The 25,574-nt window shown below is 60.8% G+C and carries 28 protein-coding genes; 12 read left to right on the forward strand and 16 right to left on the reverse strand.

Annotated elements, in window-relative coordinates; all coding sequences use genetic code 11:
* The first annotated feature begins 3 nt into the window (after nt 1–3).
* Nucleotides 4–411: a DoxX family protein gene (locus ACZ25R_RS17570; RefSeq protein ID WP_464662804.1), complete on the forward strand. Its 408-nt coding sequence runs from the start codon at nt 4–6 to the stop codon at nt 409–411.
* 63 nt (nt 412–474) lie between these two features.
* Here the strand turns inward: ACZ25R_RS17570 and msrA are convergent, their stop codons facing one another.
* The 6 genes from msrA to ACZ25R_RS17600 form a co-directional block, all read right to left on the reverse strand.
* Entirely contained in the window at nt 475–1,161 is a 687-nt protein-coding gene (gene msrA, locus ACZ25R_RS17575) for a peptide-methionine (S)-S-oxide reductase MsrA (RefSeq protein ID WP_472461716.1), read from the reverse strand.
* A gap of 22 nt (nt 1,162–1,183) precedes the next feature.
* Entirely contained in the window at nt 1,184–1,678 is a 495-nt protein-coding gene (gene msrB, locus ACZ25R_RS17580) for a peptide-methionine (R)-S-oxide reductase MsrB (protein ID WP_472461717.1), read from the reverse strand.
* 112 nt (nt 1,679–1,790) lie between these two features.
* A complete protein-coding gene (hisG, locus tag ACZ25R_RS17585) occupies nt 1,791–2,489 on the reverse strand; it encodes an ATP phosphoribosyltransferase (protein WP_472461718.1) in 699 nt (232 codons plus the stop codon).
* Nucleotides 2,486–3,616 (reverse strand): ATP phosphoribosyltransferase regulatory subunit, encoded by a 1,131-nt coding sequence (locus tag ACZ25R_RS17590; RefSeq protein WP_472461719.1) that lies wholly within the window; start codon nt 3,614–3,616, stop codon nt 2,486–2,488. The genes hisG and ACZ25R_RS17590 overlap by 4 nt, the downstream gene beginning before the upstream one ends.
* Before the next feature lie 6 nt (nt 3,617–3,622).
* Nucleotides 3,623–5,137: a histidine--tRNA ligase gene (gene hisS / locus ACZ25R_RS17595; protein WP_472461720.1), complete on the reverse strand. Its 1,515-nt coding sequence runs from the start codon at nt 5,135–5,137 to the stop codon at nt 3,623–3,625.
* A gap of 143 nt (nt 5,138–5,280) precedes the next feature.
* Nucleotides 5,281–5,928, reverse strand: coding sequence for a DNA-3-methyladenine glycosylase I (locus ACZ25R_RS17600; RefSeq protein WP_464662798.1), 648 nt, complete (start codon nt 5,926–5,928; stop codon nt 5,281–5,283).
* 195 nt (nt 5,929–6,123) lie between these two features.
* Between ACZ25R_RS17600 and ACZ25R_RS17605 the strand changes: the two genes are divergently transcribed.
* A complete protein-coding gene (locus ACZ25R_RS17605; RefSeq protein ID WP_472461721.1) occupies nt 6,124–6,918 on the forward strand; it encodes a L,D-transpeptidase in 795 nt (264 codons plus the stop codon).
* Between the two features lie 76 nt (nt 6,919–6,994).
* Here ACZ25R_RS17605 and glcF read toward each other — a convergent pair whose 3' ends face one another.
* The 5 genes from glcF to ACZ25R_RS17630 all read right to left on the reverse strand — a co-directional run bounded on the left by glcF (nt 6,995) and on the right by ACZ25R_RS17630 (nt 12,361).
* The gene (gene glcF, locus ACZ25R_RS17610) at nt 6,995–8,320 is read right to left on the reverse strand and encodes a glycolate oxidase subunit GlcF (protein WP_472461722.1); all 1,326 of its coding nucleotides are present in this window, start codon (nt 8,318–8,320) and stop codon (nt 6,995–6,997) included.
* 1 nt (nt 8,321) lies between these two features.
* Entirely contained in the window at nt 8,322–9,533 is a 1,212-nt protein-coding gene (gene glcE, locus ACZ25R_RS17615) for a glycolate oxidase subunit GlcE (protein ID WP_472461723.1), read from the reverse strand.
* Entirely contained in the window at nt 9,530–10,102 is a 573-nt protein-coding gene (locus tag ACZ25R_RS17620; RefSeq protein ID WP_472461724.1) for an ASCH domain-containing protein, read from the reverse strand. Before ACZ25R_RS17620 ends, glcE begins: the two co-directional genes overlap by 4 nt.
* Nucleotides 10,103–10,105: 3 nt before the next feature.
* Nucleotides 10,106–11,602, reverse strand: a complete 1,497-nt coding sequence (locus ACZ25R_RS17625; protein ID WP_472461725.1) for an FAD-linked oxidase C-terminal domain-containing protein — start codon at nt 11,600–11,602, stop codon at nt 10,106–10,108.
* A 117-nt stretch (nt 11,603–11,719) separates the two neighbouring features.
* Nucleotides 11,720–12,361 carry a TetR/AcrR family transcriptional regulator C-terminal domain-containing protein gene (locus ACZ25R_RS17630; RefSeq protein ID WP_472461726.1) on the reverse strand — a complete coding sequence of 214 codons (642 nt, stop codon included), beginning with the start codon at nt 12,359–12,361 and terminating at the stop codon, nt 11,720–11,722.
* A 68-nt stretch (nt 12,362–12,429) separates the two neighbouring features.
* Between ACZ25R_RS17630 and tet the strand changes: the two genes are divergently transcribed.
* Nucleotides 12,430–13,629: a Tet(A)/Tet(B)/Tet(C) family tetracycline efflux MFS transporter gene (gene tet, locus ACZ25R_RS17635; RefSeq protein ID WP_472461727.1), complete on the forward strand. Its 1,200-nt coding sequence runs from the start codon at nt 12,430–12,432 to the stop codon at nt 13,627–13,629.
* A gap of 32 nt (nt 13,630–13,661) precedes the next feature.
* Nucleotides 13,662–14,561: a LysR family transcriptional regulator gene (locus ACZ25R_RS17640; RefSeq protein WP_223611704.1), complete on the forward strand. Its 900-nt coding sequence runs from the start codon at nt 13,662–13,664 to the stop codon at nt 14,559–14,561.
* Here ACZ25R_RS17640 and ACZ25R_RS17645 read toward each other — a convergent pair whose 3' ends face one another.
* Nucleotides 14,562–15,869 (reverse strand): DUF3422 family protein, encoded by a 1,308-nt coding sequence (locus ACZ25R_RS17645; RefSeq protein WP_472461728.1) that lies wholly within the window; start codon nt 15,867–15,869, stop codon nt 14,562–14,564.
* A gap of 181 nt (nt 15,870–16,050) precedes the next feature.
* Between ACZ25R_RS17645 and ACZ25R_RS17650 the strand changes: the two genes are divergently transcribed.
* Together ACZ25R_RS17650 and ACZ25R_RS17655 are read left to right on the forward strand one after the other, a co-directional pair.
* The gene (locus ACZ25R_RS17650) at nt 16,051–16,833 is read left to right on the forward strand and encodes an FCD domain-containing protein (protein ID WP_472461729.1); all 783 of its coding nucleotides are present in this window, start codon (nt 16,051–16,053) and stop codon (nt 16,831–16,833) included.
* On the forward strand, nt 16,830–17,567 hold the full coding sequence (locus ACZ25R_RS17655; protein WP_464662790.1) for a metallophosphoesterase: 738 nt from the start codon (nt 16,830–16,832) through the stop codon (nt 17,565–17,567). The genes ACZ25R_RS17650 and ACZ25R_RS17655 overlap by 4 nt, the downstream gene beginning before the upstream one ends.
* Nucleotides 17,568–17,575: 8 nt before the next feature.
* Here ACZ25R_RS17655 and ACZ25R_RS17660 read toward each other — a convergent pair whose 3' ends face one another.
* The gene (locus ACZ25R_RS17660) at nt 17,576–17,716 is read right to left on the reverse strand and encodes a hypothetical protein (RefSeq protein WP_165401767.1); all 141 of its coding nucleotides are present in this window, start codon (nt 17,714–17,716) and stop codon (nt 17,576–17,578) included.
* A gap of 174 nt (nt 17,717–17,890) precedes the next feature.
* A complete protein-coding gene (locus ACZ25R_RS17665) occupies nt 17,891–18,589 on the reverse strand; it encodes a type 1 glutamine amidotransferase (protein ID WP_472461730.1) in 699 nt (232 codons plus the stop codon).
* 72 nt (nt 18,590–18,661) lie between these two features.
* On the opposite strand from ACZ25R_RS17665, the gene ACZ25R_RS17670 reads away from it, so the two are divergent.
* Entirely contained in the window at nt 18,662–19,267 is a 606-nt protein-coding gene (locus ACZ25R_RS17670; RefSeq protein WP_472461731.1) for a hypothetical protein, read from the forward strand.
* 15 nt (nt 19,268–19,282) lie between these two features.
* Here ACZ25R_RS17670 and ACZ25R_RS17675 read toward each other — a convergent pair whose 3' ends face one another.
* Nucleotides 19,283–19,810 (reverse strand): GNAT family N-acetyltransferase, encoded by a 528-nt coding sequence (locus ACZ25R_RS17675; protein WP_472461732.1) that lies wholly within the window; start codon nt 19,808–19,810, stop codon nt 19,283–19,285.
* 86 nt (nt 19,811–19,896) lie between these two features.
* On the reverse strand, nt 19,897–20,796 hold the full coding sequence (locus ACZ25R_RS17680; RefSeq protein WP_472461733.1) for a DMT family transporter: 900 nt from the start codon (nt 20,794–20,796) through the stop codon (nt 19,897–19,899).
* A 133-nt stretch (nt 20,797–20,929) separates the two neighbouring features.
* Here ACZ25R_RS17680 and ACZ25R_RS17685 point away from each other — a divergent pair, with 133 nt between their 5' ends.
* The 5 genes from ACZ25R_RS17685 to ACZ25R_RS17705 all read left to right on the forward strand — a co-directional run bounded on the left by ACZ25R_RS17685 (nt 20,930) and on the right by ACZ25R_RS17705 (nt 25,409).
* Nucleotides 20,930–21,367 (forward strand): Lrp/AsnC family transcriptional regulator, encoded by a 438-nt coding sequence (locus ACZ25R_RS17685; protein ID WP_472461734.1) that lies wholly within the window; start codon nt 20,930–20,932, stop codon nt 21,365–21,367.
* Between the two features lie 46 nt (nt 21,368–21,413).
* Complete coding sequence (locus ACZ25R_RS17690; protein WP_472461735.1) at nt 21,414–22,148, forward strand: 16S rRNA (uracil(1498)-N(3))-methyltransferase; 735 nt, start codon at nt 21,414–21,416, stop codon at nt 22,146–22,148.
* Between the two features lie 107 nt (nt 22,149–22,255).
* Nucleotides 22,256–23,629, forward strand: a complete 1,374-nt coding sequence (locus ACZ25R_RS17695) for a glutamate--cysteine ligase (protein WP_472461736.1) — start codon at nt 22,256–22,258, stop codon at nt 23,627–23,629.
* A gap of 22 nt (nt 23,630–23,651) precedes the next feature.
* The gene (locus tag ACZ25R_RS17700) at nt 23,652–24,395 is read left to right on the forward strand and encodes an SDR family oxidoreductase (RefSeq protein WP_472461737.1); all 744 of its coding nucleotides are present in this window, start codon (nt 23,652–23,654) and stop codon (nt 24,393–24,395) included.
* Nucleotides 24,396–24,470: 75 nt separating this feature from the next.
* Nucleotides 24,471–25,409 (forward strand): phosphoribosylaminoimidazolesuccinocarboxamide synthase, encoded by a 939-nt coding sequence (locus ACZ25R_RS17705; RefSeq protein WP_472461738.1) that lies wholly within the window; start codon nt 24,471–24,473, stop codon nt 25,407–25,409.
* Nucleotides 25,410–25,574 lie beyond the last annotated feature (165 nt).

Below are 25,574 nucleotides of genomic sequence, written 5' to 3' on the forward strand. Positions count from 1 at the left end.
CCCATGTCAGACAACGCACTTGCCAACTCAACAACGTCCAGCAATGCCATCGCCACACTGATCAGCCGCATTCTGCTGACCCTTTTGTTCATCCCGGCGGGATATGGCAAGCTGACCAACCTGGCCGGTACGGCTGAATATTTTGCAGCCAAGAGCCTGCCGCTGCCAACCGTAACAGCTGCTGTCGTCGGTCTCGTCGAACTCGTGGGCGGCCTTGCCGTTCTCTTCGGCTTCCAGACGCGCTACGCAGCCATTCTTCTCGGCCTCTTCACGCTCGGCGCCGCCTATGTCGGTCACTGGGCACCCTTCGAAAGCATCCAGTTCTTCAAGAACCTGGCTATCGCAGGCGGTTTCTTCGTTCTGGCCCAGCATGGTGCAGGCACGCTTTCGGTCGATGCCAAGCTTCGCTGAAATCGATCCATGTTGCATGAAAAAGGCCGCTTAACGCGGCCTTTTTATTGTCCCGGTTTCCCGTCAGTTTGACGCTTTCGCCTCGCTGACCAGAACAGGTTTGTCCCGGTAGTCCTGCGGGAAGAGTTTGCTAAGGCCCTCGATCTTCGGCAGATCATAATAGGCGATATAGGGCTGCGAAGGATGCAGCGTCGCGTAATCCTGATGATAGCCCTCCGCGGGATAGAACTTGTCCAGAGCGGAAATCTTGGTGACGATCGGTCCCGAATAGGCCTTTGCCTTGTCCAATTGGGCGATATAGGCGTTGGCAATCTTCGCCTGATCCTCATTCGTGGTGAAAATCGCCGAGCGATACTGCGTTCCCGAATCCGGGCCCTGCCGGTTCAACTCTGTCGGATTGTGCACCACGGAGAAATAAACCTGCAGGATCTTGCCGAGGCTGACCACCTTGGGATCGAACGTCACCTCGACGGATTCCGCATGACCGGTGTTGCCGGAACTGACAATCTCGTAGCTCGCCGTTTCCTTCTTGCCGCCGGAATAGCCGGACACGGCATTGGTGACACCCTTCAGATGCTGGTAGACACCCTGCACGCCCCAGAAGCAGCCGCCGGCGAGAACGATCGTTTCCGTCTTCGTGGTTGCCGTCTGGTCCATGGCGGGTGGCGGAACCATGGTGATGCTTTCGGCAAGGGCAGTGACCGGCGTGAAGATGAGGCAGGAAGCGAGCAGAATTTGACGCAATTTCATATCGATAATCCTTTCCCGGGTATCAGGCGGCGGCTGGTTTGAAGGTAAGGGCCACGCCGTTCATGCAATAGCGCAGACCGGTCGGCTGCGGCCCGTCGTCAAAGACATGGCCCAGATGGCCGCCGCAGCGGTGGCAGTTGACGGCGGTGCGTGTCATGCCAAAGGAACTGTCCGACACTTCCGTCACAGCACCCTTGATCGGCGCCCAGAAACTCGGCCAGCCGGTGCCGCTGTCAAATTTGGTGTCGGAATCGAAGAGCGGCAGATCACACCCGGCGCAGGCAAATGTACCCTTGCGCTTTTCGTGGTTGAGCGGGCTGGTGAACGGGCGCTCCGTGCCTTCCTTGCGCAGCACGTCATATTGATCCGCGGTGAGCAGCTTCTTCCATTCGGCATCCGTATGCTCGACTTCAAAAGTACCGGCTGCATAGGCTTTGGGCTGGGAGGAAAAGCGCGCGGCGATCAGCGCTCCAAGCCCCAGAACAGCTCCGCCAAAAAGCGATCGGCGTGTCATCATGACAAAGTCTCCCTGAACAGGATGACCGAAACATATCAGTCATCTCGTTGGGAAATACGTATGAGCGGCCGTAAAAGTTACAAAGCCACGTGATATCACGGATAGTTGATGCTTAGCCGTGCGCTATCGCCGCCTGTATGCGTTGCGCCAGAGCCGCACCCCCCGCGGGATCGGCACTGCGGCGCGAGGAAACGAGGCACGCCTCGGATTTGAGGATGATGCCGTCTTCCAGAACCTTGAGGTGATTGGCCTGCAGGGTCGAGCCCGTCGAGGTGATATCGACGATGATATCGGCGGAGCCGGATGCCGGAGCGCCCTCGGTGGCGCCAAGGCTTTCAACGATGCGGTAGACCTGGATACCGTGCATCTGCGAGAAAAACTGCTGGGTCAGGCGCCAGTATTTGGTGGCGATCCGCAAACGCCTGCCATGACGCTGGCGGTACTCGGCCGCCACATCGTCAAGGTCAGCCATCGTCGACACGTCGTACCAGACCTCGGGCACGGCCACGACAACATCCGCATGGCCGAACCCCAGCCGCGCTTCGATCTGCACGCGCTCGTCGGCTGCCGATAGGCTCTCACGGATCAGGTCCTCGCCGGTTACCCCGAGATCAACGCTGCCATAGCCAAGCTCGCGGGCAATCTCCGAGGCGGACAGAAACAGGATGTCGATCCTGCTGTCGCCCTCAACCTGCGCACGATAATTGCGCTGATCCTTCGGCAGGATGACCTTCAGTCCGGCCTTTTCAAGCACGTCCAGCGCCTGTTCCTTGAGGCGGCCCTTGGAGGGAAGCGCGAGCGTGATGGTCATTGCGCCTCTCCGGCAATTTTCTCCAGCCGGTCGAGCCAGATCGAAAAACCGACGCCGGGAATGGAATCGACAGCGCCGAGCATGGTCAAGAGCCGGTCATAGCGGCCGCCGCCGACAATGGCGCCGAGGTCGGGGCTGTTCAGGGCGCGGGTTTCGTAGACAAGGCCGGTGTAATAATCGAGCGGGCGGCCAAAGGCAGCGTCGTAGACGATGTTTTCCTGCTCGATCCCCGCTTCGCGCACGGCAACAACCCGGGCTTCGAACTGGTCGAGAGCAGGACCGAGGTCAAATTCATTGGCACGCGAGAACGTGCGCAGATGGGACGACGCAGCCTGCAACGGCACGCGTATGGCAAGAAAAGTTTCGAGCGCGGCAAAAGCCTGCGCCGGCAGCTTGACCGAGGCCAGATTGGCCTTCTCGATCAGGCGGCGCGCAATCTCCTGCGGGCTGCGCCCGGCACCGGGCGACAGACCCGCCACCTGCATGTCCTGCTCCAGCGCGGCGGCAAGTCCGGTCTCGTTACTGTCCGCTACCAGCGCAGTGAGACGGTCGGGCAGAGAACCGTTCTTCTGGCTGGACGAGAGATCGGCAAGCAGGCTTTTGAGTTGGCCCGGATTGCCAAAGGCGCGCGCCAGCTTTTTCTGCCAGCCGCGCGGCAGGCCGAGTGCCGCCAGAACCGCTTCGAAAATCGCCTGATCGCCGAGCAGCGTTTCAAGCTCGGCCTTCGGCGCGACGAGACGGATGGAGGCAATGGCGTCTGCCAGCGACCGGGCATCGGCGCGGGCGCGGTTGGCATCGCCCAGATCCTCAATCCCGGCCTGAAAGAACTCGTTGCCGCCCTCACGCCGCTGGCGGAAGACTTCGCCGAGATAGCCATAGCGCTTGGGTGTGGCGGCATTCAGCTCGATGTGGTTGCGGCAGACCGGTATGGTAAATTCCGGGCGCAGGCACAGGCTCTGGCCATTCTCGTTCTCGGTGAGGAAAATCCGGCGGCGCAAGTCTTCGCCCGCCATATCGAGAAACTGGTCAGCCGGTTGAATGACCGGAATATCCACAAGCTCCGCATCCCGCGCTGAAAGCAGCGCGGCAAGATCACGGGCAAAGACAGGAGCGCGGGAACCGGTCATATCAGATCAGCCTGCTTTCGCGGCGTTGGCACGATCCTCAGCCTGGGCTTCGAGAATCTTGCGCACTTCCGCCACGAGATCGCTTTCCCTGGCGGTGATCTGTGCCTGACGGCCTTCACGCCACACGGTATTGTCCTCGATCTCGGCCGAAAGACGCGCCCCTTCGATCAGATCCTTGATCTGCACTTCGCCATTGTCGCGTTCCTGCGAACCCTGAATGATGACGCAGGGTGCGCCGCGCCGGTCGGCATATTTCATCTGCGGCTTCATGCCGGAACCGCCAAGATACATTTCGGCGCGAACGCCCGCCTGCCTGAGGTCCGAAACCATCTTCTGGTAGCGGCCGAGGCTTGCCGTATCGCGGTCCATGACCAGCACGACCACCGGCCCGACATTATCCGACGTGTCAAGCTTGCCGAGGTTCTTCAATGCCGTCATCAGGCGCGATACGCCGATGGAAAAGCCCGTTGCCGGCGTGGGTTCGCCGCGGAAACGCGACACCAGACCGTCATAACGGCCGCCGCCGCCAACGGAACCGAAAACGACCTTTTCGCCCTTCTCATTGGTCACGTCGAAGGTCAGTTCGGCTTCAAAGACCGGGCCGGTGTAATATTCGAGACCGCGCACCACGGACGGATCGATGCGGATGCGCGCGCCATAACCGGCAGCCGAGGACAGAGCCTCGATGGTAGCCAGTTCGGCAACGCCTTCGACACCCTTGTCGTTTCCGGCGACAACGGCTTCCAGATTGGCAATGGTCTCACTGCCGTCGGCACCACCGGCTGAGGTAAATGCCAGTACCTTGGCGATCGCCGCCTCGTCGAGGCCCGCGCCCTTGGTGAAGTCGCCGCTTTCGTCGAGACGGCCTTTACCGAGCAAGAGACGCACGCCGTCGACACCGAACTTGTCGAGCTTGTCGATGGCGCGCAGCACGACCAGACGCTGGCCCATCTTGTCATCGCCGCCCAGCCCGATGGATTCCAGCACACCGTCCAGCACCTTGCGGTTGTTGACGCGGATGACATAATCGCCGCGCTTGATGCCGACAGCTTCCATCACGTCAGCCATCATCATGCACATTTCCGCATCCGCCGAGACGGAGGGCGCGCCGACCGTATCGGCATCGAATTGCATGAACTGGCGGAAACGGCCGGGACCCGGCTTCTCATTGCGGAACACCCAGCCCGCGCGGTAGCTGCGATAAGGCTTTGGCAGGCTCTCGAAATTCTCGGCCACAAAGCGCGCCAAGGGCGCCGTCAGATCGTAGCGCAGCGACAGCCACTGCTCGTCATCGTCCTGGAAGGAAAACACGCCCTCGTTCGGCCGGTCCTGGTCGGGCAGGAACTTGCCGAGCGCATCGGTATATTCGACGAGCGGTGTTTCCACGGGCTCGAAACCGTAGAGGTCGTAGACCTTGCGGATGTCGGCCATCATCGTTTCGGCAGCACGCAGATCATCGGGAACCCGATCCACAAAACCGCGCGGCAGCCGCGCCTTCAACCTGTCTGCCTTCGTTGTCATGATTTTGATCCGATGCCTTGAAGTATCAACTTTGAATTGGAGTTTGCTCTAACCGATCAGGGCATGGAGGGCAAGGAATTACCGGCTCGCAATTGCCGCAGCAAAGCAAGCCCGCATGCCGTTTTCAGTTTACTACAGGTGGATCAGACAGGCCGTTTGAAATTGGCGCGGATTTTTTCGATCTCCGCCCGGCACTTGCAGCCTTCCACATGGTCGTTCACCAGCCCCATGGCCTGCATATGCGCATACATGGTGGTGGGTCCGACAAAGCTGAAACCGCGTTTTTTCAAATCCTTGGAGAGGCGCACCGACGCCGGTGTCGTGGGATTGGCCATCAGCGTGCCATAGTCGACAATTCTGGGCCGCTCCTCAACAGGCGGTTCAAAGCTCCAGAAATAGGCGGCAAGCGAACCTTTCTCCGCAAGGAGTTCAAGGACGCGCCTGGCATTGTTGATGGTCGAGGTGATCTTGCCGCGATGGCGGATGATCCCGGCATTGGCCAGCAGCCGCTCGATATCCTTCTCGCCATAGCGGGCGATGCGCTCGAAATCGAAACCGTCGAACGCCTCGCGGAAGTTTTCGCGCTTGCGCAGGATGGTCAGCCACGACAGGCCGGATTGAAAGCCTTCCAGGCATATCTTTTCAAACAGCCGGCGGTCGTCCGTGACGGGACGTCCCCACTCGTGATCGTGATAGTGGATATATTCCGGCAGCGCTCCGGGCCAGGAACATCTGGTCTCGCCGTCCTCGCCCGTCATCAAACCCGTCTTTACCGGCGCTTCGTCCGTCATCTGCCTGTCCTTCCGGAACATGTTCACCTGGCATTAACCAGTGACCGAAACCATCCGGTAACCACAACAAATAGTTTCCGGAAAGAATCGCTTTTTATTGATCCACGTTCACTTTTTTCTACCGCCACGCGCGCAAACTCAATCCGAAACCTGACAAATCCTGTCAGGAGCGTTGATTGCCAAGAGAATTGCCCGATGAAGACCGCATTGCTGCTTGTCACCTCCTGCCTGACCGCCTTTACAGTCCACGCCAATGCCAGCGAGCGCTACGCGACCCGGCCGCCGGTGGTGATGAGCCCCGACCTGTCCGCGCCGTGGGTGATGCAACTGCGGGAACGCCCTGTTGGCACCTCGGTCAATATACGCGACCGCGTTGTCCTGAGCGACCCGCCGGCGCGCGGCTCAAGTGTGCATCGCCGCGAGGCACGCCGTCCCGCCCGGACCGAAGAGGCGGCAAACCCGGCCGTACGCGAAGTGTCGTTCCGCCGCCCGGCAGAACCTGCCGCCGAAGCGCAGCCCAAAAAGCGCGCCATGGACCCGAAATTCCTGCCGCAGACCGTTGCCTATAGTGGCCCGCAGGCACCCGGCACCATCGTTATCGATACGTCCCAGCGGTTCCTCTTTCTCGTCGAAGCCGATGGCCAGGCCCGCCGCTATGGTGTTGGCGTCGGCAAGGAAGGCTTTGGCTGGAACGGCACCAACAACATCACCCGCAAGGCGGAATGGCCGGACTGGCGCCCGCCTGCTTCGATGATCGAGCGCGAGAAAGAAAAGGGCAAGATTCTCCCGGTTCACATGGAAGGCGGCCCGGCCAACCCGCTCGGCGCCCGCGCTCTTTATCTGGGCAATACATTGTATCGCATTCACGGCACCAACGCGCCCTGGACGATCGGCCACGCCGTCTCCAGCGGCTGTATCCGCATGCGCAATGAGGATGTCACGGATCTCTACGAACGCGTCAAAGTCGGCACGAAAGTCGTTGTGATGTGAGAGTTAGTGGGGACGGCACCGGGGGCGGTGCCGAAACTGGGCGGTGGTTCCGATGGAGCCACCGCCTTTCTTTTGCCTACTCGGCAGCGCGCAAGACAGGCGCAGGCACACCTTCCGGCCGCGGCCCGCCATAGACCCAGTCCAGCAATTCGACCGTGTGGACGATGGGCAGTTTCGCTGCACTGGCAATCTGGGTGATGCAGCCGATATTGCCTGTCGCAATGACGCTGGCGCCCGTCGCCTCGATGTTTTTCACCTTGCGGTCGCGCAGCGTGCGGGCAATCTCCGCCTGCATGATGTTGTAGGTCCCGGCGGACCCGCAGCAAAGATGCCCCTCGGCGGGCTCGCGGACGGTAAAACCGGCGGCTTTCAGCAGATCCTTCGGCTGCCGTGTCAGCTTCTGGCCATGCTGCATCGAACAGGCGGAGTGATAGGCGACGACGAGATCCGCCGGTTGCGACGGTGCAGGCAGATCGAGGGTCGTCAGATATTCGGTGATATCCCTGGCAAGCCCGGAGATGACTGCCGCCTTGTCGCGGTAGTCCGGATCGAGCCGCAGCATATGGCCGTAATCCTTGATCGTCGTGCCGCAGCCCGAAGCCGTGACGATGATGGCGTCGAGCCCACCCGCGTTCAACTCACGTGTCCAGACATCGACATTGCGGCGGGCATCATCCAGCGCAGCCTCGTCGCGGCCCATATGGTGGACGAGGGAGCCGCAGCAGCCCTCGCCCTTCGGCACGACGACTTCAATGCCGAGGCGGGTCAAAAGGCGGATCGTCGCCTCGTTGATGCCGGGTTTCAGCACCGGCTGGGCGCAGCCGGTCAGGATGGCGACACGGCCCCGCTTTGCGCGCGCCGGCTTGTGCAGGCCCGGTTCGGCAAAGCGGGATTTTGCCGGAACGGATTTCGGCGCGAGTTCAAGCATGGCTGCAACCGGTTTCAGCGCCGGGATGGACCGGAACAGCGGCGCCAAGGGACGGCCGAATTTCGCTGCCGTCAATGACAGCCGGAAGCGCTGGGGATGCGGCAGAATAAACGCCAGCAGCGCCCGGATGAAACGGTTCATCACGGGGCGTTTATAGGTTTTTTCGATGTGGGCACGGGCATGGTCGACCAGATGCATGTAGTTCACACCAGACGGACAGGTCGTCATGCAGGCAAGGCAGGACAGGCAGCGGTCGACATGCCTGACAATCTGCTCATCGGCAGGACGGCCATTTTCCAGCATGTCCTTGATGAGATAGATGCGGCCGCGCGGGCTGTCGAGTTCGTTGCCCAGCGTGACATAGGTCGGGCATGTGGCGGTGCAGAACCCGCAATGGACGCATTTGCGCAGGATCTTTTCGGATTCGGCAACACCGGGGTCAAGCAATTGCTGCGGGGTGAAATTGGTCTGCATGCTACACTCCTGCAACCATGCGGCCGGGATTGAGGATACCGTCCGGGTCAAACTGCTGTTTCAGCCGCTTCGACAGGGCCGCCAGTGCTGCGGGCTGCGGTTCGAAGACGGGGGTGGCCGCGCGGACCGCGTCGGGCGCGCGCACCAGCGTGGCATGGCCGCCGCCATATTTGCGGATGAGGGCCCGGACTGCCTCCGCTTCGGGTTCACCGTCGAGCCGCATCCAGATGAGTCCGCCCTGCCAGTCATAATAGGCATCGGCCGCGGCGCCCATGCGCATGGATGCCACCAGCTTGTGGGCTTCCATCGGTGCCATGGACACGCGCCAGACCGGCCGCTCGGTTCCATCGGCGAACGGAATGACGTCGCGCACCTCCTGCCAGAGCTTGCGCGATATCTCCCCTGAAATTTCCTCGATGGCACCGGCGGACGACAGCAGGTCGCGCAGCATCGCCACGCGGTCGGCAACGGAGGGGGCAAAGCCCTCCAGCCGGAGCAGCGTCGAAGACTCGCCTTTCAGAACGCCGTCGATAACCCGTCCGCAAATGTTCACCGGCAAATGCGCGGCAGACGCCACCTCGCCGCTCGACCCCATGGCGATAGCCATGGCCCGTGCGGCCTCGTCATCCATCAATCCGCGAACGACCAGTGTCGTCTCCGTCTCCGGCGCAGGCAGGACCTTGAAGGTGATTTCCGTGGCAATGCCAAGGGTACCCCAGGAATTGGCCATGCCCTTGGACAGATCATAGCCAGTCACGTTCTTGACCACCCGGCCGCCTGATTTGAACAGTTCGCCGCGCCCCGAGACGACGCGCACGCCCAGCACGTGATCGCGGGCGGACCCCGCCTTCAACCGGCGCGGTCCGCACAGATTGGCGGCAAGGACGCCGCCAAGACTGCCCTGCCCCGCCGCCTGTCCCAGCAACGGTCCGTAATCCATGGGCTCGAACTGAAAGGCCTGGCCCTTGGAGGCAAGCAGGGCCTCCAGCTCGGCGATGGGTGTTCCGGCCCTGGCGCTCAGTACCAGTTCATCCGGTTCGTAGAGCGTCACGCCGGAATGGTTCGACAGGGCAATCGTGTGCTCGGTCTGCAGCGGACGGCCGAGTCCGCGCTTCGACCCATGGCCGCAGACTTCCACCGGCGCGCCCTCGGACAATGCCCATTGCACCGCCTCGACAATTTCGGTCTCGGTTGAAGGGATCAATATGGTCATGTCAGCGCGCCCAGAAAGCTCCGGCCGCGTGGCGACAGCCGGTAGCCAATGCCGAGACTGATGGTCAAACCGACCTCCTTGAGTTTGCGCACATCGCGTTTCAGTTTGAGTTTTTCAACACCGAGTTGCGCGGCGAGATCACTCGCCGCCATTCCCGGATGGTCAGCAATCACTTGCAGAATGCGTTGGTGATAGCCGGAGAGCCCAGCCGCCTTGTCCCAGCGGGCAAGCCGGTCCGCCAGACCGGCAGTATCCGCTTGAGACAATGCCTCCTCGCGCAAGGCGGTTCTCTCGTCCGCTTCCACACCCGCAATGGCGATACGGTAGATCGCGCCATCGCCCTGGCGCAGGTCCCGCTCCAAGGCGGCAACGTCAGAAAACCCCGCCCGCTTTGCCTCGTCTGCCGTGATCTTTTCCGGTGCGGCCAGAGAGACCTCGCCTATGATCAATGAGCCGATGGCCGTCCGCAGGCGCGACCCTGTTTTCACCGTCGGCCGGGTCCAGCGCCGGAACGCCAGATCGACATCCCCTCGTGCAATGGCCTCAAGCGTATTTGCCTTGAACAGCATCGATCAGAATCTCGGAATATCGGGAAAGGGCAGCTGGCCGCGATGCACATGCATGCGTCCCAATTCGGCACAGCGATGCAACTGCGGAAAAACCTTTCCAGGGTTGAGCAGGTGCTTGTCGTCGAAGGCGCATTTCACGCGAATCTGCTGGTTGAGATCGATCTCGTTGAACATTTCCGGCATCAGCTCACGTTTCTCGACACCCACGCCATGTTCACCGGTGAGAACGCCGCCCACCTTGACGCACAGCCGCAGGATATCGGCGCCAAAATCTTCCGCCTTGCGCAGCTCATCGGGAATATTGGCATCGTACAGGATGAGCGGATGCAGATTGCCGTCCCCCGCATGGAAGACATTGGCGACGCGCAGCCCGTATTTTTCCGAAAGCGCGCGCATGCCCGCCAGAACCTGCGGCAGTTCCTTGCGCGGAATCGTGCCGTCCATGCAGAGGTAATCCGGTGAAATGCGCCCGACGGCCGGAAAGGCCGCCTTGCGGCCCGCCCAGAACGTCATCCTTTCCTCTTCACTCTGCGATATGATGCAGGAGGACGCGCGGTTCCTGCCGGCGATCTTCTCGACCATGTCGATCAGGTGGTTGACCTCCACCGCCGGACCGTCGAGTTCGATGATCAGCAGCGCTTCCACATCAAGCGGATAGCCTGCATGAACGAAATCCTCGGCAGCATGGATCGCCGGACGATCCATCATTTCCATGCCCCCCGGAATGATGCCCGCAGCGATAATATCGGCAACGCATTGCCCGGCGGTTTCGCTTGAGGGGAAACCGACCATCAAGGCCCGCGCCGTTGCGGGCTTTTGCAGGATGCGGACGGTGACTTCCGTCACCACGCCGAGCAGCCCTTCCGAGCCGGTCATCAGGCCGAGCAGGTCATAGCCCTCCGAATCGAGATGCTTGCCGCCAAGCCGCACGACCTCGCCGCTGATCAGAACCATCTCCAGCCCGAGGACATTGTTGGCCGTGAGCCCGTATTTCAGGCAATGCACGCCACCGGAATTTTCCGCGACATTGCCGCCGATCGAACAGGCGATCTGCGATGAGGGGTCCGGCGCGTAATAGAAACCTTCGTGTTCCACCGCCTTGGTGATGCCGAGATTGGTCACGCCCGGCTGCACGACAGCGACGCGATTGGGATAATCGATTTCAAGGATGCGGTTGAAACGCGACATGACCAGCAGCACGGCGTCTTCGAGCGGCAGGGCGCCGCCGGACAGCGATGTTCCCGACCCGCGCGGCACGACCTTCACATTGTTGTCGTGGCAATATTTCAGGATTTGCGAAACCTGCCGCACGGTCTGCGGCAGGACGACGACGAGCGGAAGCTGGCGATAGGCGGTCAGTGCATCGGATTCGAATGCGCGCATTTCGTTGGTAACGTCGACAACGCCTTCACCCGGAACGATGGCCTGCAAGGCAGCAACGATCTCCTTGCGGCGCGACATGGTCGCCGCATCGGCCTTCGGCATCACCAATCCGGACATGAAACCTCCTCCCAGCAAACTCCATCAACTGGTAAATTATGTTTACCAGTGTCCATTCGAGTTTGTAAACAGTCTAAACTGTTGAACGGAGGTGGCACACAGCCAAAGTGACGCGTCTCACAGCAGACTTTCAAAACCCGCAACAAGCGCGACAAGCCCGAATTCAAAACCTTCATCCGGCGAGACATTTTCGAGCTTCCGGAAGGCTTGACCGAGCAGCGGAAACTGCGTGCCTATTTCCGATACCAGATCGGCCCCTGTCCCGTGGTCCGGCAGACTGTTTGCTGCCATGGCGGCCTGCTGTTCGAGCACCGAACCGACGACATAATGCCCGGCCGCCTGCAGGATGTACCCGGCTGCCACACTATCAAATCCTGCGGCAACCATGAAACCGAGCTGCGCTTCCGCAGCGGGATAGAGTGCCGGACTGGGCCGCGACCCGGCATGGACCCTGGCTCCGTCGCGGTAGGCGAGCAGAGCGCGCCGGAAGCTGCGCGCATTCTCGATCAGGAAATGCCGCCAGTCCTCATCCGGCAGCGGCAGGGAGCGGCTGTGGTTTTCAATCAGGATGGCCTCGGCCAGCGCATCGAGCAAGGCGGCCTTGTCCCTGAAATGCCAGTACAATGCCGGCTGCTGAACACCCAAAGCCGCCGCAATGCGTCTTGTGGTCAGGCCATCGACCCCGGTTTCGCCGAGCAGATCCAGAGCGGCCCTGATGACCGCCTCGCGCTGCAATTTGATATCACTTCGTTTTGCCATGCTTGACAATTTATCACCGATAAGGGATATGCGTCCATCTACTTATCAATGATAAATAAGAGTTATCCATGACTTTCGACAAATCCCTGATCGTGATTCTGACGACTGTTACCCTTGATGCTGTCGGCGTGGGCATGATCATGCCCGTCCTGCCGGAATTGCTGACGGGGCTGACGCATGCGGACAACGTTGCCGCGCATTACGGCATTCTCCTCGCTCTCTATGCGCTGATGCAGTTTCTGTGCGCGCCACTGCTCGGCGCATTGAGCGACCGCTTCGGCCGGCGGCCGGTGATCCTTGTCTCCCTGGCCGGGGCGACGCTGGATTATCTGGTCATGGCGTCAGCCATGGTGCTGCCGCTGCTCTATATCGGCCGCATCATTTCGGGGGTCACCGGCGCAACCATGTCCGTCGCAAGCGCTGCCATCGCGGATATCACCCCGCAAGACGGCCGCGCGCAGCGCTTCGGCATGATCGGCGCCTGTTTCGGCCTCGGTTTCATCGCCGGTCCCCTGCTCGGCGGCATTGCCGGAGGATTCGGCATCCACTACCCGTTTCTGCTGGCCATGGCGCTCAACGGCGTCAACTTCCTGCTCGCGCTCTTCTGCCTGCCGGAAACCAGAAAAGGTGTGAAAGCGCCGTTTGCGGCCCAAAACCTCAATCCGCTGGGTGGTTTCCGCTGGGCGACCGGCATCAAAAGCCTGACGCCGCTCATTGTCGTGTTCACCCTCATGCAGCTCGTCGGTCAGGTCCCCGCAGCGCTGTGGATCATCTACACGCAGGACCGGTTCGCCTGGAGCGTTTCGACTGTCGGTCTCTCACTCGCCGCATTCGGCCTCTGCCATGCGCTCGTCCAGGGGCTGCTTACCGGTCCCATCACTGAAAAACTCGGCGAAAGGCGCACGCTGATCCTCGGAATGGGCATGGATGGCATCGGCTATGTGCTGATGGCCTTTGCCAGCGAGAGCTGGATGGTCCTGCCGATCCTTGTCTTCCTGTCCATGGGCGGCATCGCCAGCCCCGCGCTCCAGTCGATCATCACGCGGCAGGCGGATGAAACCAGGCTCGGCGAAGTCCAGGGCATCCTCGCCAGCGCGACAAGCCTGACCGGCATCATTGGGCCGATGGCGTTTACCGCCATCTACGCGGCCACCCCGACCGACTGGAGCGGCTTTGTCTGGATTTCCGGCGCGCTGCTGTACATTCCCTGCGTTCCGTTGCTGCGCGCCATCGTCTATCGCCGGGCGACAGGCCCTTCAGGGGCTTGACCTTGTGCTGATCCCGCGGAAAGAGTGCGCCGATGGATCATCTGAATGATATGGAAATTTTTGCGCGCGTGGTTTCATCGGGCAGCATGTCCGCGGCAGGACGGGAGCTCGGCGTATCGCCCGCCGTCATTTCCAAGCGGCTGCGGCGGCTTGAGGAACGGCTGGGCACGCGCCTCCTGCAGCGCACCACCCGGCAGATTGCCCTGACCGAAACGGGGCAAGGCTATTACGAGCGGGTCCTGGCGATCCTGTCGGGCGTCGAGGAAGCGGAAGCTTTCGTATCGCGCCGTTCCGAACAGGCACATGGCCTGCTGAAAGTCTCGGCGCCCACCACGTTCGGGCGCATGCATATTGCGCCGCATCTCGAACCCTTCATGCGGGCCAATCCCGATCTGTCCATCAATCTCGTGCTGACGGATGAATTCGTCGATATCGTCGGGGAAGGCTATGATCTTGCCATCCGCATTGCCGAACTGTCCGATTCCAGCCTGGTGGCGCGCAAGCTCGCGCCGGTGCAACGGTATCTTGTCGCGTCGCCGCGCTATATCGCAGAACACGGAGCCCCGCGCTCCATTGCCGATCTCGACAACCACATCTGCCTCGCCGCCCACAACGGCGACCCCTGGCGGTTGAACGGACCAGATGGCAGCGTATCCCTGCGCCCGACCGGGCCGATCCTGACCAATTCCAGTGAAGTGGTGCGCGCCGCGGTGCTTGGCGGACTTGGCATAGCCTTGCGCTCCACCTGGGACATCGGGCCGGAACTTGCCGCCGGCCAGCTTGTCCGTGTGCTGACCGACTATGCCGCCTCGCATAATATCGCGATTTATGCGATTTATCCCTCGCGGCAGTTTCTCCCGGCAAAGGTGCGGGTGTTCATCGACTATCTCGCGGGCCTTTACGGCCCCGTGGCGCCGTGGGACCGGGTCTGATCATTCATCCTTGTGCGATCTGCGGATCGATTTCACCACGAACCACATGGCGAGGATCGCTATGGGAACGAAAGCCGCGGTGACAACCGACGAGTGCAGTTCCGGCATATAGGCCTCGGCACCCTTGGCTAGATAATAGAACAGGCCAACGACATAGTAGGAAATCGCGGCCACCGACAGGCCTTCCACCGTCCGTTGCAGGCGCAATTGCAGTTGCGCGCGCCGGTCCATCGAGCTCAAGAGATCGCGATTCTGCCGTTCCAGTTCCACATCAACCGACGTGCGCAGCAGCGTGGCGGCGCGCGACAGCTTTTCCGACAGGTTTTCCTGTCTTCCGCTAACGGAATGGCATGTGCGCATGGCCGGCGCCATGCGCCGCTGGATGAACGCCGCCCAGGTTTCGTAACCGGTCACCGGCTCTTCCTGCAGCGCTGCCAGCCGTTCCAGCACGATGCCATTGTAGGCCCGGCTCGCCCCGAACCGGTAGAGGCTTGAGGCCGCATCGGCTTCGAGTTCCGCCGCAAGGGATGTCAACTCGTCCAACAGTTTGTGATTGTCGGCATCCGGCGCGCGCATTTCCGTCGTCAGGCCCGCCAGGCGGTCTTCGATGCGGCGAATGCGCGGCGACAGGGAATGCGCCAGCGGCAGTCCGAGCATGGCGAGGGTACGGTAGGTCTCGATTTCGATCACACGCTGCGACAAGGCGCCGGCGCGGGCGGGCGACAGGCCGTTGTCGAGGATGAGAATGCGGGTCATCCCGTCGCCGTCCTGCCGGAAATCCGTCACGATGGAAGCAAGTCCGTTCTCGACATCGCTGTAGCAGAGGCTGGTCGGATCGAATGCCTCGATCAAAGCCGCGGCGCCGGCATCCTTGCGGATGATCTCCAGCCGCACACCGTCGATCACCGTACCGGGCGGATTGAAGCCCTCTCCGAAGGGATGCTGTGCAGCCTGGCCGGTGCGCGGCAGCGGACCTTCCCACAGATAGGTCGAGAATTCCGTGTGCCGCTCCCAGCGCAGCGTGCCATTGCCCCAGGGCATGATGTGGTGACGGGCATCGCGCGCCGGAGAGGCGACACCTATGCTGCGGCTGAGTTCCGCCAGAACCGCATGATCGACGGTGGAACCACCCTCGGTCATGAATGCAAGCTGGATAAGAATGCGCGGCGTATCGATCAATGGATAGGGCCGCGCATGCACTTCTCCCAGCGCCACGGAACGCTCCGCATGCCCCGGAAAGCCCATCACACCCGGACTCGTGGCGGAGTTTGAAAACGCCGCTGCGGTTTTCAGTCTTTTCCCCTTCATATCGGCCCCTTGGTATAGACTGTTCACAAGATGGTGAACGCAATGACCGGCCCTTTCAATGTTCCTTTACGCCGGAAGGCTGCGGCTATGCGACGCTTGCCCACTGGATCAAAGAATTGACCAGTTTCGTGATTTGCCGATACGCTGGCACGACACATCACTCCTGCGGACGACTTTCAACATGAGCAGCCCGGTCTTTGCCCGCATCCAATCTTCCCGAACGGCCGACGACATCGTCAGCCAGATCGAAACATTGATCCTTGAGGGTGTTCTGCGCGTGGGCGACCGTTTGCCCGGCGAACGGGACCTTGCCGTACAATTCGATGTCTCCCGCCCGATCCTGCGCAGCGCATTCAAAGTGCTGGAGGCCAAGGGATTGCTTGTCGTCCGCCACGGCGGCGGAACGTTCGTTGCCGATGTCATCGGCGAGGTTTTTTCCAAGCCGGTCATGGACCTGATCTCGAGCCATCCGAAGGCCGCGGCGGACTATCTCGAATACCGCCGGGAGATTGAAAGCATCGCAGCGGATTATGCCGCCCGCCGGGCAACGGATGATGACCGCCTGCTTTTGCGCGGGATCGTTGACGCGATGCAGCGCGCCTACGAGACCGATGACTTCAAGAGAGAAGCCGAGCTGGATGTCGAACTGCACAGCACCATCGGGGAATGCGCCCACAACATCATTCTGCTGCACACGCTGCGGTCGTGCTACCGGCTTCTCGCCGACGATGTGTTCTACAATCGTACGATCATCTACGGTTTTCCCGGCGCCCGGGAAAAGCTGCTGCAACAGCACACGTCCATCGCCGATGCCATCATGGCGTCAGACCCCGAGGGGGCGCGGGCTGCCGTGCACAGGCACATCGACTTTATCGAACAGGCACAAAAGGACGCGGCACGCAGCAATGCCTGGCAGGAAACGTCGCGGCTGCGGCGCAGGCAGAGGGAGCTGGACCGCCCATGAAGACAGTCGACTTCAAGCATGCGCGCGGTCCCGACCGCCTGCGGGTTTATGCCATCGGCGACGTGCATGGCCGCCTCGATCTGCTGCAGGAGATGCACCGGCGCATTCTGGCTGAAAACGCCAAGTCGCCGCCGTTCGACTGGGTGGCGGTGCATCTTGGCGACTATGTGGATCGGGGCCCGGATTCCAGGGGGGTGCTGGACTATCTGGTCAATGCCCAGAGGAAGAATCACCGCATGCTGACGCTGGCGGGCAATCACGATATCGGATTTCTGGATTTTCTGGCTACCGGCGACATCAATGGGATCTTCGCCCGGCATGGCGGCCGGCAGACGGCGCGCTCCTATGGCGTGACGATCGATTTTGACGATCCGGCCTCGGTATCGGCGGGACGCTCCGCCCTGCTGCGTGCCGTGCCGGCAACCCATGTGGAGTTTCTGCGCGGCTTGCGGCGCTCGATGACACTGGGCGATTTTTTCTTCTGTCACGCCGGCATCAGGCCCGGCGTTGATCTCGACCGGCAAAATCCCGAAGATCTGATCTGGATTCGCTGGGAATTTCTCGACGATCCCCGGTTGCATTCCAAGGTTGTCGTGCATGGCCATACACCGGCCAGCGATGTGGAAGTGCGGCAGAACCGGGTCAATCTCGATACCGGCGCCTATGCCAGCGGCCGCCTCAGCGCCATCAAGATCGACGCTGAAGGCAAGTCTTTTCTGGAAGCGATTGTCTAGAACAAGTCTTAACGCGAGGCGGAGCTGATTCCGTAGCCGTCGCTTGATACGGTGCGGCCTCCGGCATCAACCGATACCAGTTCGGCGCCCATGAAAAGGATCGATGCAAGCATCATTGCGGTCAAAAGGGCGGCACTTTTCATAGTCATTCGGGCGTTTCCATCAGTCTCTACGGCCTGGCTTCATGCCAGCTAACCGGCCCGGCAACTACAGCGCACAATTCTTTCCAGCAAGTGAACGAAAGCCACGCTCCCCATGAATACCGACGGGGCAATTTGATTCAAATTTTGCCTGTTGCACAGATGCAACTGAATCGCCCGCCGCTAGATCAGCGCGACCCAGGCGCGCGCCAAAGCAAGACCCGCGGCATCGGCAGCAGCGCCACTTTCCGCGACCCGCGCCGGATAGTTTTCAAGCCAGACCGGGTTGTCCCTCATGATCTCGTCGTGAAAAACATGCCGCCATTCCTCGACCAGTGCAGTGTCCGCCTCGAAGTGGAACTGGATGCCGTACACCGCCCGCCCGATGCGGAAGGCCTGATTGCGGGTCATCGCGCTCGAGGCGAGATGCACAGCGCCTTCCGGCAGGGAAAATGTATCCCTGTGCCAGTGGAAGATCGGAAAGGCGTGGGGGACAGCGGACAGCACGGGATCGGCTGCCGCTTCGGCCGTCGCCGTGACGGCATGCCAGCCGAATTCCTGCGGGCGTCCGAGAATGTTTTCGGCATCATAGCCGCGTGCGACAAGCTGGCTGCCCAGGCAGATGCCAAGCACCGCCTTGTCCGCATCGCCAAAGCGGCGGATCAACCTGGCAAGCGCGGGAAGATAGGGAAACTGGCCATCGGCAAGGGCATTCTGATCGCCGCCGAGCGAGATCAGTGCATCGTAACCCGCATCATCGGCAGGCAGCGGTTCACCGGTATGGGCCTGCACCAGATCAATCTGTGCACCGGCCTCCGCCAAGGCCTGTCCAACCAGTCCCAATCCGGTATTCTGATAATTCTGTACGACAAGAACGCGCATTCTACCTGCCTGATGATCGCATTGACGATGATCCTGCGATAGCATGGACCCCTCACAGCCGGAAGCCATCAAATGCCCCTGCAAAACCGTGTCACCCCCTTCGGCGATATCACCGCCGTTCCCCAGCGCGGGACCTTCATGGGCAATCGCGGCATCATCCACGACCCGTCCACCCGCACCCTGCTGAAACGGCGCTGGTCGACGAGAGCGTGGATCATCTGCGTCTGCGAATTCAAGAACGTCCGGCGCGCCGTCATGGCGCTGCAAAGCTGGACCGAGCTGTTCTTCCTCGATGAAGCGACGGCGCTCAGCGCCGGACACCGCCCATGCTTCTATTGCCAGCGGCAACGGGCGAAGGCTTTTCAGGCCGCATGGGCCGATGGCGCGGCCAAACCATCGGCGCCGGAAATGGATCGCGTGCTGCACGGGGAGCGCCTCGAGGGGAACGGCGGCAAGAAACACCACCCGCTTGCAACGGCGATCCTGGACCTGCCGGACGGCAGCATGATCGCCTCCGGCGACAATGCCTATCTGGTCTATCAGGGCCAGACCTATCTCTGGTCGTGGGATGGCTATGCGGCCTGCCCGCCGCCCACAAAGGATATCAGCCTGCTGACACCGCCCTCGACGGTGCGGGCTTTGGCCGCCGGTTATATCCCGGTTGTTCTGGGGATATAACTCATATGCATTATTCTACTTGAAAATGCATTCCAATTGAATGTCGTCCGGCTCCAGGGCCGCCAGCTCCGCGTCTGGCGCTTCCGATACGACACACCCGAGACGCCGGTAAAAATTGACCGTGTTTTCGGATGGTATCGCAGAAACGTACAGCCCCCGTGCACCCATTTCCCTGGCAACATCCTTGCAATGCTCAAAGAGCTGCATACCCAGGCGCCGGCCGCGATAGTCATTGCCGACATGGAGGAAACTCAACTGCAGGAGATCCTTCCCGGAGCCACGCCAGATGGTATCCACGGCCCCAACGCCCGCCAGTGTATCGCCGTCGAAAAAGCCGAAGAATTTTCCACCGCGATCGAAACTTTCCTGCAGCAGGGGCGTGTATTTCTCCGCCTCGCCTTCTTCCCAGCCGGGAACATCAAAATATTCCGCGTGCAGGACGAGCTTGCCGCCCCGCAGCGCATAAAGGTTTTCAATGATCTCGCGGCGATCGATGGTCCAGACCTGTTCGATATCGCTGCGTTTCAGTGCGCGGAGTTCCATGTTCCTGCTCTATATCCGTCAGACACAATATGCTCTTTAGTCGCATATAGAACAAATACAGTGTGGCAATCAAGTGGTATCCGCGATCAGATTTTGACACTGGCCGGCACCGACCGGCCCAGCTTCCATCCAAGGCTGGTGCCGGCCGCTGCGACGAGAATGGCTGCGGAACCCAGGAACTGTATCGGTTGCAGCTGATGCCCGAAGGCAAAATAGTCAACCAGAATGGCAGCGATGGGATAGATGAAGGACAACGATCCCGTGAGATGGGTCGGCAGCTTCTGGATGGCGCTATAGAGCAGAATGTACATCAATCCCGTATGGACCACACCGATCGTGAGGATGCTGCCCCATTCGGCTGCGCCTTTCGGCATGACACTGAAATCAGCAAGCGGCGCCATCAGCACGATGCCGACACAGACCTGAATCAGCGCAATCAGATGCGGCGGCGTGCCCTTCAGCCGCTTGGCCACGATGGATGCGATGGCGTAGAGGAAGGCTGCACCCAGCGACAGGCCGATACCGGCCATGTAGTTCGTGCCCGTGTAGCCGCCGCCGGGCTTGGCTTGAACGATCAGCAGCATGCCGGCAAATGCGACCGCCAGCCAGAACAGCTTGGTGAATGTCAGCTTCTCCTTGAAGATCAGGGCGCCCAACACGACGAGCATGAACGGCTGCACGTTGTAGACCGTCGTCGCAATGGCAATGGACGCACGGGAATAGGCGGCAAAGAGCAGAACCCAGTTGAGCACAATGGCGATGCCGCCAAGAACAGCAAGGCCGAACAGCTTCAAAGAAATAACATTCGGACGCAGCAGACCGAGTGCGGCGCAAACGCCGAGCAATGTCAGTGCACCAAAGGCGCAGCGCCAGAACACGACGGATAAGACCGGCTGACCGGACATCAGTACAAACCAGCCAATCGTACCCGAAATCATCATCGCAGCGGTCATTTCCACGCTGCCTCTCGCCATATCCCGTTCCATGCCACTTGTCCTTTCGTCTCGCACCACGAGACTATTCGGAGCAATGGCAATTTGATATATATGGAAAAAGGCGTAAAATTCACTCGACCTGTTTAATGCAGGCAAAACGCCTGATCTGCCTTACGAGGTTGCTATGCTCGATGAAATGGACAAGACCATCCTCGGTATCCTGATCGAAGATGCGCGAATCTCGCTGAAGGAACTGAGCCAGAAAGTCGGGCTCTCGTCTCCCAGCGTGTCCGAGAGGTTGCGGCGGCTCGAGGAAAAGAAGGTGATCCGCGCCTTCACCGTCGATATCGACCCGGCGGCGCTCGGCTATAATCTGACGGCCATCGTGCGGGTCAGGCCCCTGCCCGGCATGCTGCACATTGTCGAGCGGCTGATCCAGGAGATGCCTGAAATCACCGAATGTGACAAGGTGACGGGCGACGATTGCTTTGTCGGCAAGCTGCATTTCCGCACCATGGAACAGCTGGATACGCTGCTCGACCGGCTGGCGGAAAAGGCCGAAACCAATACCTCCATCGTCAAATCCTCGCCGGTAAAACGGCGCCTGCCGCCTCTCAGCTGACATCGCCTGCTTGACCGCCCCATCCCCTCTCTGGCATCCATCTCCCATGCGCGCAAATTACAGAATGCAACGGCTTTATATTACCGCGGATCTGGCGGCCGGCAGGCGGGCGGACGCCCCGGCGGAAGCCGTCAACTATCTCGCCAACGTGCTGCGGATGAAGGATGGCGATGAAATCCTCGTTTTCAACGGTCGGGATGGCGAATGGCGCGCTGCCCTGCGCTTTGAAAGCAGGAAGAAGCTGGCGCTGGAGCCGCTCGAATTGACGCGGGGGCAGCCGGAATCACCCGATCTCATCTACTGCTTTGCCCCGCTCAAACAGGGACGGCTCGACTACCTCGTGCAAAAGGCCGTCGAAATGGGTGCTGGCATTTTGCAACCGGTGATTACCCAGCACACGCAGGTCGCCAGAATCGGCGTGGATCGGATCGAGGCCAACGCCATCGAAGCGGCGGAGCAATGCGGCGTTCTGGCCATCCCGGAAACGCGCGAGCCGGTCAGGCTCGAGAAACTGCTGGATGGCTGGGATCCGGACCGGCGCCTGATCTTCTGCGACGAAGGTCATGATACCCATAACCCGCTGCCGCTGCTACAAAGTCTGCCGCGCGGGCCGCTCGGCGTTCTCATCGGGCCGGAAGGCGGGTTCTCGGATGCGGAGCGCGAAACCCTGCGCAAGCTGCCGTTCGTCACCGCCATTCCGCTGGGTCAACGCATCCTGCGCGCCGACACTGCCGCCGTTGCCGCACTCGCGCTTATTCAGGCGACGATCGGCGATTGGTGAGTTACAAATTCTCTTGATGAGTGCATCAGCGAAATTTGCTTGCGCTCGTTTCCGAAAACAGCCAATCACGCCGCACGTTCAAAAATTCTAGTGGGGAAGCACCATCCATGGCGCGCGATACAACAGACGAGACGCCCCTTTCCGGCACGGAAGAACTGGCGACCTACCTCGCCCAGGGCTCCAAGCCGCAATCCGCATGGCGCATCGGCACAGAGCACGAAAAATTCCCGTTCTATACCGAAGACAACAGCCCGGTTCCCTATGACGGTCCGCGCGGCATCCGCGCCATTCTGGAAGGCATGCAGTCGAAGCTGGGCTGGGAACCGATCATTGACGAAGGCAATATCATCGGCCTCGTCGAACCGACCGGACAGGGCGCGATTTCGCTGGAGCCGGGCGGCCAGTTCGAACTGTCGGGCGCACCGCTCTCCACCATCCACCAGACCTGCCGCGAAACCAATGCGCATCTGGCGCAGGTGCGCGAGATAGCCGAGCCGCTCGGCATCCGCTTCCTGGGTCTTGGCGGCAGTCCGAAATGGTCCTTGGCCGAAACGCCGCACATGCCGAAATCCCGCTACAACATCATGTCCAACTATATGCCGAAGGTCGGCAAGGACGGGCTGAACATGATGTACCGCACCTGCACCATCCAGGTGAATCTCGACTTCGCGTCGGAAACCGACATGCGCCGCAAGATGCAGGTTTCGGTGAAACTGCAATCCATCGCCACGGCGCTGTTCGCCATGTCACCGTTTACCGAGGGCAAGCCGAACGGCCTGTTGTCCTGGCGCTCCAATATCTGGCGCGATACGGACAACAACCGCTCCGGTGTGCTGCCCTTCATCTTCAATGAAAATTTCGGCTTTGTCGATTACGTGGAATGGGCGCTCGACGTGCCGATGTATTTTGTCCTGCGCCATGGCCGTTACCACGACTGCACGCATGTGACCTTCCGCCAGTTCATGAACGGCGCGCTGAAGGATTCCATTCCGGACGCCACGCCCAATATGGGCGACTGGACGAACCATCTTTCAACGCTGTTCCCGGAAGTGCGGCTGAAGCGCTTCCTGGAAATGCGCGGCGCCGACGGCGGCCCGTGGCGGCGTATCTGCGCGCTGCCGGCATTCTGGGTCGGCATTCTCTACGACGCCGAGGCACTGGATGCGGCGGAAGCCCTCACCCGCGACTGGACTTACCCGGAAGTGCAGGCCCTGCGCGACGAGGTGCCCGCAAAGGGTCTGCGCGCCACGCTGCGCAACCGCTCGGTGCACGACATTTCCCGCGACGTGCTGGCGATTTCGCGCCTTGGCCTGAAAAACCGCGCGCTGCTGAACAGCGAAGGCTTTGACGAGACGCATTATCTCGCCTCGCTCGAAGAAGTCGTCGCGCGCGGCACGACCTCCGCCGAGCAGATGCTCAGCCAGTACAACACGGTCTGGGGCGGTTCGGTTGAACCCGCTTTTCTGGAGTATGCCTACTAATTCCGCCTTTGGGAGACATGCGATGAGCAAGACCATCCTGATCACCGGTGCGAGCCGTGGCATTGGCCGCGCGGCGGCCATTCTTGCGGGTCAAAAGGGATGGTCGGTCGGCGTCAATTACATCGGCAACAAGGCCGCTGCTGACGAGGTGGTTGCGGCAATCATGGCAGCGGGCGGCAAGGCCAAGGCCATACAGGGCGACGTCGCCAGCGAGGCCGACGTCATCGCCATGTTCAAGCAGACCGAGGAACTCGGCCCGCTCGATGGCCTCGTCGTCAATGCCGGTATCGTAGCGCCCGCATCCAAGCTGATGGATATCGATACCGAACGTCTCAAGCGCATGTTCGATGTGAACATTCTCGGCGCCTATGTCTGCGCCCGCGAGGGTGTCCGCCGGATGGCACGGTCTCGCGGCGGCAAGGGTGGATCAATCGTCATCCTGTCGTCCGCTGCAGCCCGTCTTGGCGGGCCGTCGGAATATGTCGACTACGCCGGATCAAAAGGCGCAATGGACACGCTGACCATCGGCCTTTCCAAGGAAGTCGGCCCGGAAGGCGTCCGCGTCAATGCCGTCCGCCCCGGTCTGATCGAGACCGACATCCACGCCAGCGGCGGCCAGCCGGACCGGGCCCAGCGCCTCGGCGTGATGGCACCGCTCGGACGGCCGGGTACGGCTGACGAAGTGGGCGAATCCATCGTCTGGCTGCTCAGCGACGCGGCATCCTATGTGACCGGTGCACTCCTTGACGTAACCGGCGGGCGCTAACTCAGAATTTGACTCCCGTTCCCCGACTTATGTGTTATGCGGAAGCCAGATTGTCTGATGCGGATTCTTCACACCATGCCCACACACAAAGCGCTTACTGAAGCCTTCATTCCCGAACTGCCGAACTATTACCGCGGCAAGGTCCGGGAGAATTATGATCTGGCGGATGGACGGCGCATCATTATCGCCACGGACCGCATCAGCGCGTTTGACCGGATTCTTGCCTGCATTCCGCTGAAGGGCGAAGTGCTGACGCAGACCGCGCGCTACCAGTTCGAGCAGACCAAGGATATCTGTCCCAACCATGTGCTCGACTATCCCGACCCGAACGTCGTGGTTGCCCGCCGCCTCGATATCCTGCCGGTCGAAATCATCGTGCGCGGCTATCTCGCCGGAACCACCGGCACATCGATCCTGACGCTCTACAAGGCCGGCAAGCGGGAGATGTATGGCACGACCTTCCCCGACGGCCTGCAGGACAATGAAAAGCTTCCCGCCCCGATCATCACGCCGACGTCCAAGGCGTTCGATGGCGGCCACGACGAACCGCTGACCGCCAAGGAAATACTTGAGCAGAAGCTGCTGACGCAGGAGCAGTGGGATACGATTTCCGCCTATGCGTTCAAGCTTTTCGCGCGCGGACAGGAAATCGCCGCCAGCCGCGGCCTTATCCTGGCCGATACCAAGTATGAGTTCGGCACGGATGCGGATGGCAACATCGTGCTGGCCGACGAAATCCACACATCGGATTCCAGCCGCTACTGGTTTGCCGACAGCTATGCGCCGGGCAAACGCCCGGTCAGTTTCGACAAGGATTTCATCCGCACCTGGGTGGTCGAGCGCTGCGATCCCTACAAGGACGATATCCCCGAGATTCCGCAGGATATGATCGACGCTACGACCAAGGTCTATATCCAGGCCTATGAAACGATTACCGGTGCAACATTCACGCCCGGCGATCCCGCTATCGATCCGCTGGAACGTATCCGCAAGAATCTGGCCCAGTATTTTTAAGGTTTAATGGTCGAATTCATATCCCTGAACCGACCTGACTGCATCTGCGCCGGGCGTGGTTCGACAGGCTCACCATGAGGGAGGGTGAGGATTGCAGGGAGCCTTATTCTGCAACCTTCGCGATTGGTGTTGCGCCAAACCACTCCCCTCATGGTGAGCCTGTCG

The sequence above is a fragment of the Phyllobacterium sp. RCAM01083 genome, assembly GCF_055685835.1.

What these genes read in the sequence shown, in the direction of transcription:
- ACZ25R_RS17605 (WP_472461721.1), top strand. Translation starts at nt 6,124, where the DNA reads ATGAAGACCGCATTGCTGCTTGTCACCTCCTGCCTGACCGCCTTTACA.
- ACZ25R_RS17660 (WP_165401767.1), bottom strand. Translation starts at nt 17,716, where the DNA reads ATGACTATGAAAAGTGCCGCCCTTTTGACCGCAATGATGCTTGCATCG.
- ACZ25R_RS17665 (WP_472461730.1), bottom strand. Translation starts at nt 18,589, where the DNA reads ATGCGCGTTCTTGTCGTACAGAATTATCAGAATACCGGATTGGGACTG.
- ACZ25R_RS17680 (WP_472461733.1), bottom strand. Translation starts at nt 20,796, where the DNA reads ATGGAACGGGATATGGCGAGAGGCAGCGTGGAAATGACCGCTGCGATG.
- ACZ25R_RS17695 (WP_472461736.1), top strand. Translation starts at nt 22,256, where the DNA reads ATGGCGCGCGATACAACAGACGAGACGCCCCTTTCCGGCACGGAAGAA.
- ACZ25R_RS17690 (WP_472461735.1), top strand. Translation starts at nt 21,414, where the DNA reads ATGCGCGCAAATTACAGAATGCAACGGCTTTATATTACCGCGGATCTG.
- ACZ25R_RS17700 (WP_472461737.1), top strand. Translation starts at nt 23,652, where the DNA reads ATGAGCAAGACCATCCTGATCACCGGTGCGAGCCGTGGCATTGGCCGC.
- hisG (WP_472461718.1), bottom strand. Translation starts at nt 2,489, where the DNA reads ATGACCATCACGCTCGCGCTTCCCTCCAAGGGCCGCCTCAAGGAACAG.
- ACZ25R_RS17655 (WP_464662790.1), top strand. Translation starts at nt 16,830, where the DNA reads ATGAAGACAGTCGACTTCAAGCATGCGCGCGGTCCCGACCGCCTGCGG.
- tet (WP_472461727.1), top strand. Translation starts at nt 12,430, where the DNA reads ATGACTTTCGACAAATCCCTGATCGTGATTCTGACGACTGTTACCCTT.
- ACZ25R_RS17650 (WP_472461729.1), top strand. Translation starts at nt 16,051, where the DNA reads ATGAGCAGCCCGGTCTTTGCCCGCATCCAATCTTCCCGAACGGCCGAC.
- glcE (WP_472461723.1), bottom strand. Translation starts at nt 9,533, where the DNA reads ATGACCATATTGATCCCTTCAACCGAGACCGAAATTGTCGAGGCGGTG.
- ACZ25R_RS17645 (WP_472461728.1), bottom strand. Translation starts at nt 15,869, where the DNA reads ATGAAGGGGAAAAGACTGAAAACCGCAGCGGCGTTTTCAAACTCCGCC.
- ACZ25R_RS17705 (WP_472461738.1), top strand. Translation starts at nt 24,471, where the DNA reads ATGCCCACACACAAAGCGCTTACTGAAGCCTTCATTCCCGAACTGCCG.
- ACZ25R_RS17590 (WP_472461719.1), bottom strand. Translation starts at nt 3,616, where the DNA reads ATGACCGGTTCCCGCGCTCCTGTCTTTGCCCGTGATCTTGCCGCGCTG.
- ACZ25R_RS17685 (WP_472461734.1), top strand. Translation starts at nt 20,930, where the DNA reads ATGCTCGATGAAATGGACAAGACCATCCTCGGTATCCTGATCGAAGAT.
- ACZ25R_RS17625 (WP_472461725.1), bottom strand. Translation starts at nt 11,602, where the DNA reads ATGTCCGGATTGGTGATGCCGAAGGCCGATGCGGCGACCATGTCGCGC.
- ACZ25R_RS17570 (WP_464662804.1), top strand. Translation starts at nt 4, where the DNA reads ATGTCAGACAACGCACTTGCCAACTCAACAACGTCCAGCAATGCCATC.
- ACZ25R_RS17620 (WP_472461724.1), bottom strand. Translation starts at nt 10,102, where the DNA reads ATGCTGTTCAAGGCAAATACGCTTGAGGCCATTGCACGAGGGGATGTC.
- ACZ25R_RS17630 (WP_472461726.1), bottom strand. Translation starts at nt 12,361, where the DNA reads ATGGCAAAACGAAGTGATATCAAATTGCAGCGCGAGGCGGTCATCAGG.
- ACZ25R_RS17600 (WP_464662798.1), bottom strand. Translation starts at nt 5,928, where the DNA reads ATGACGGACGAAGCGCCGGTAAAGACGGGTTTGATGACGGGCGAGGAC.
- ACZ25R_RS17670 (WP_472461731.1), top strand. Translation starts at nt 18,662, where the DNA reads ATGCCCCTGCAAAACCGTGTCACCCCCTTCGGCGATATCACCGCCGTT.
- glcF (WP_472461722.1), bottom strand. Translation starts at nt 8,320, where the DNA reads ATGCAGACCAATTTCACCCCGCAGCAATTGCTTGACCCCGGTGTTGCC.
- hisS (WP_472461720.1), bottom strand. Translation starts at nt 5,137, where the DNA reads ATGACAACGAAGGCAGACAGGTTGAAGGCGCGGCTGCCGCGCGGTTTT.
- ACZ25R_RS17640 (WP_223611704.1), top strand. Translation starts at nt 13,662, where the DNA reads ATGGATCATCTGAATGATATGGAAATTTTTGCGCGCGTGGTTTCATCG.
- msrA (WP_472461716.1), bottom strand. Translation starts at nt 1,161, where the DNA reads ATGAAATTGCGTCAAATTCTGCTCGCTTCCTGCCTCATCTTCACGCCG.
- ACZ25R_RS17675 (WP_472461732.1), bottom strand. Translation starts at nt 19,810, where the DNA reads ATGGAACTCCGCGCACTGAAACGCAGCGATATCGAACAGGTCTGGACC.
- msrB (WP_472461717.1), bottom strand. Translation starts at nt 1,678, where the DNA reads ATGATGACACGCCGATCGCTTTTTGGCGGAGCTGTTCTGGGGCTTGGA.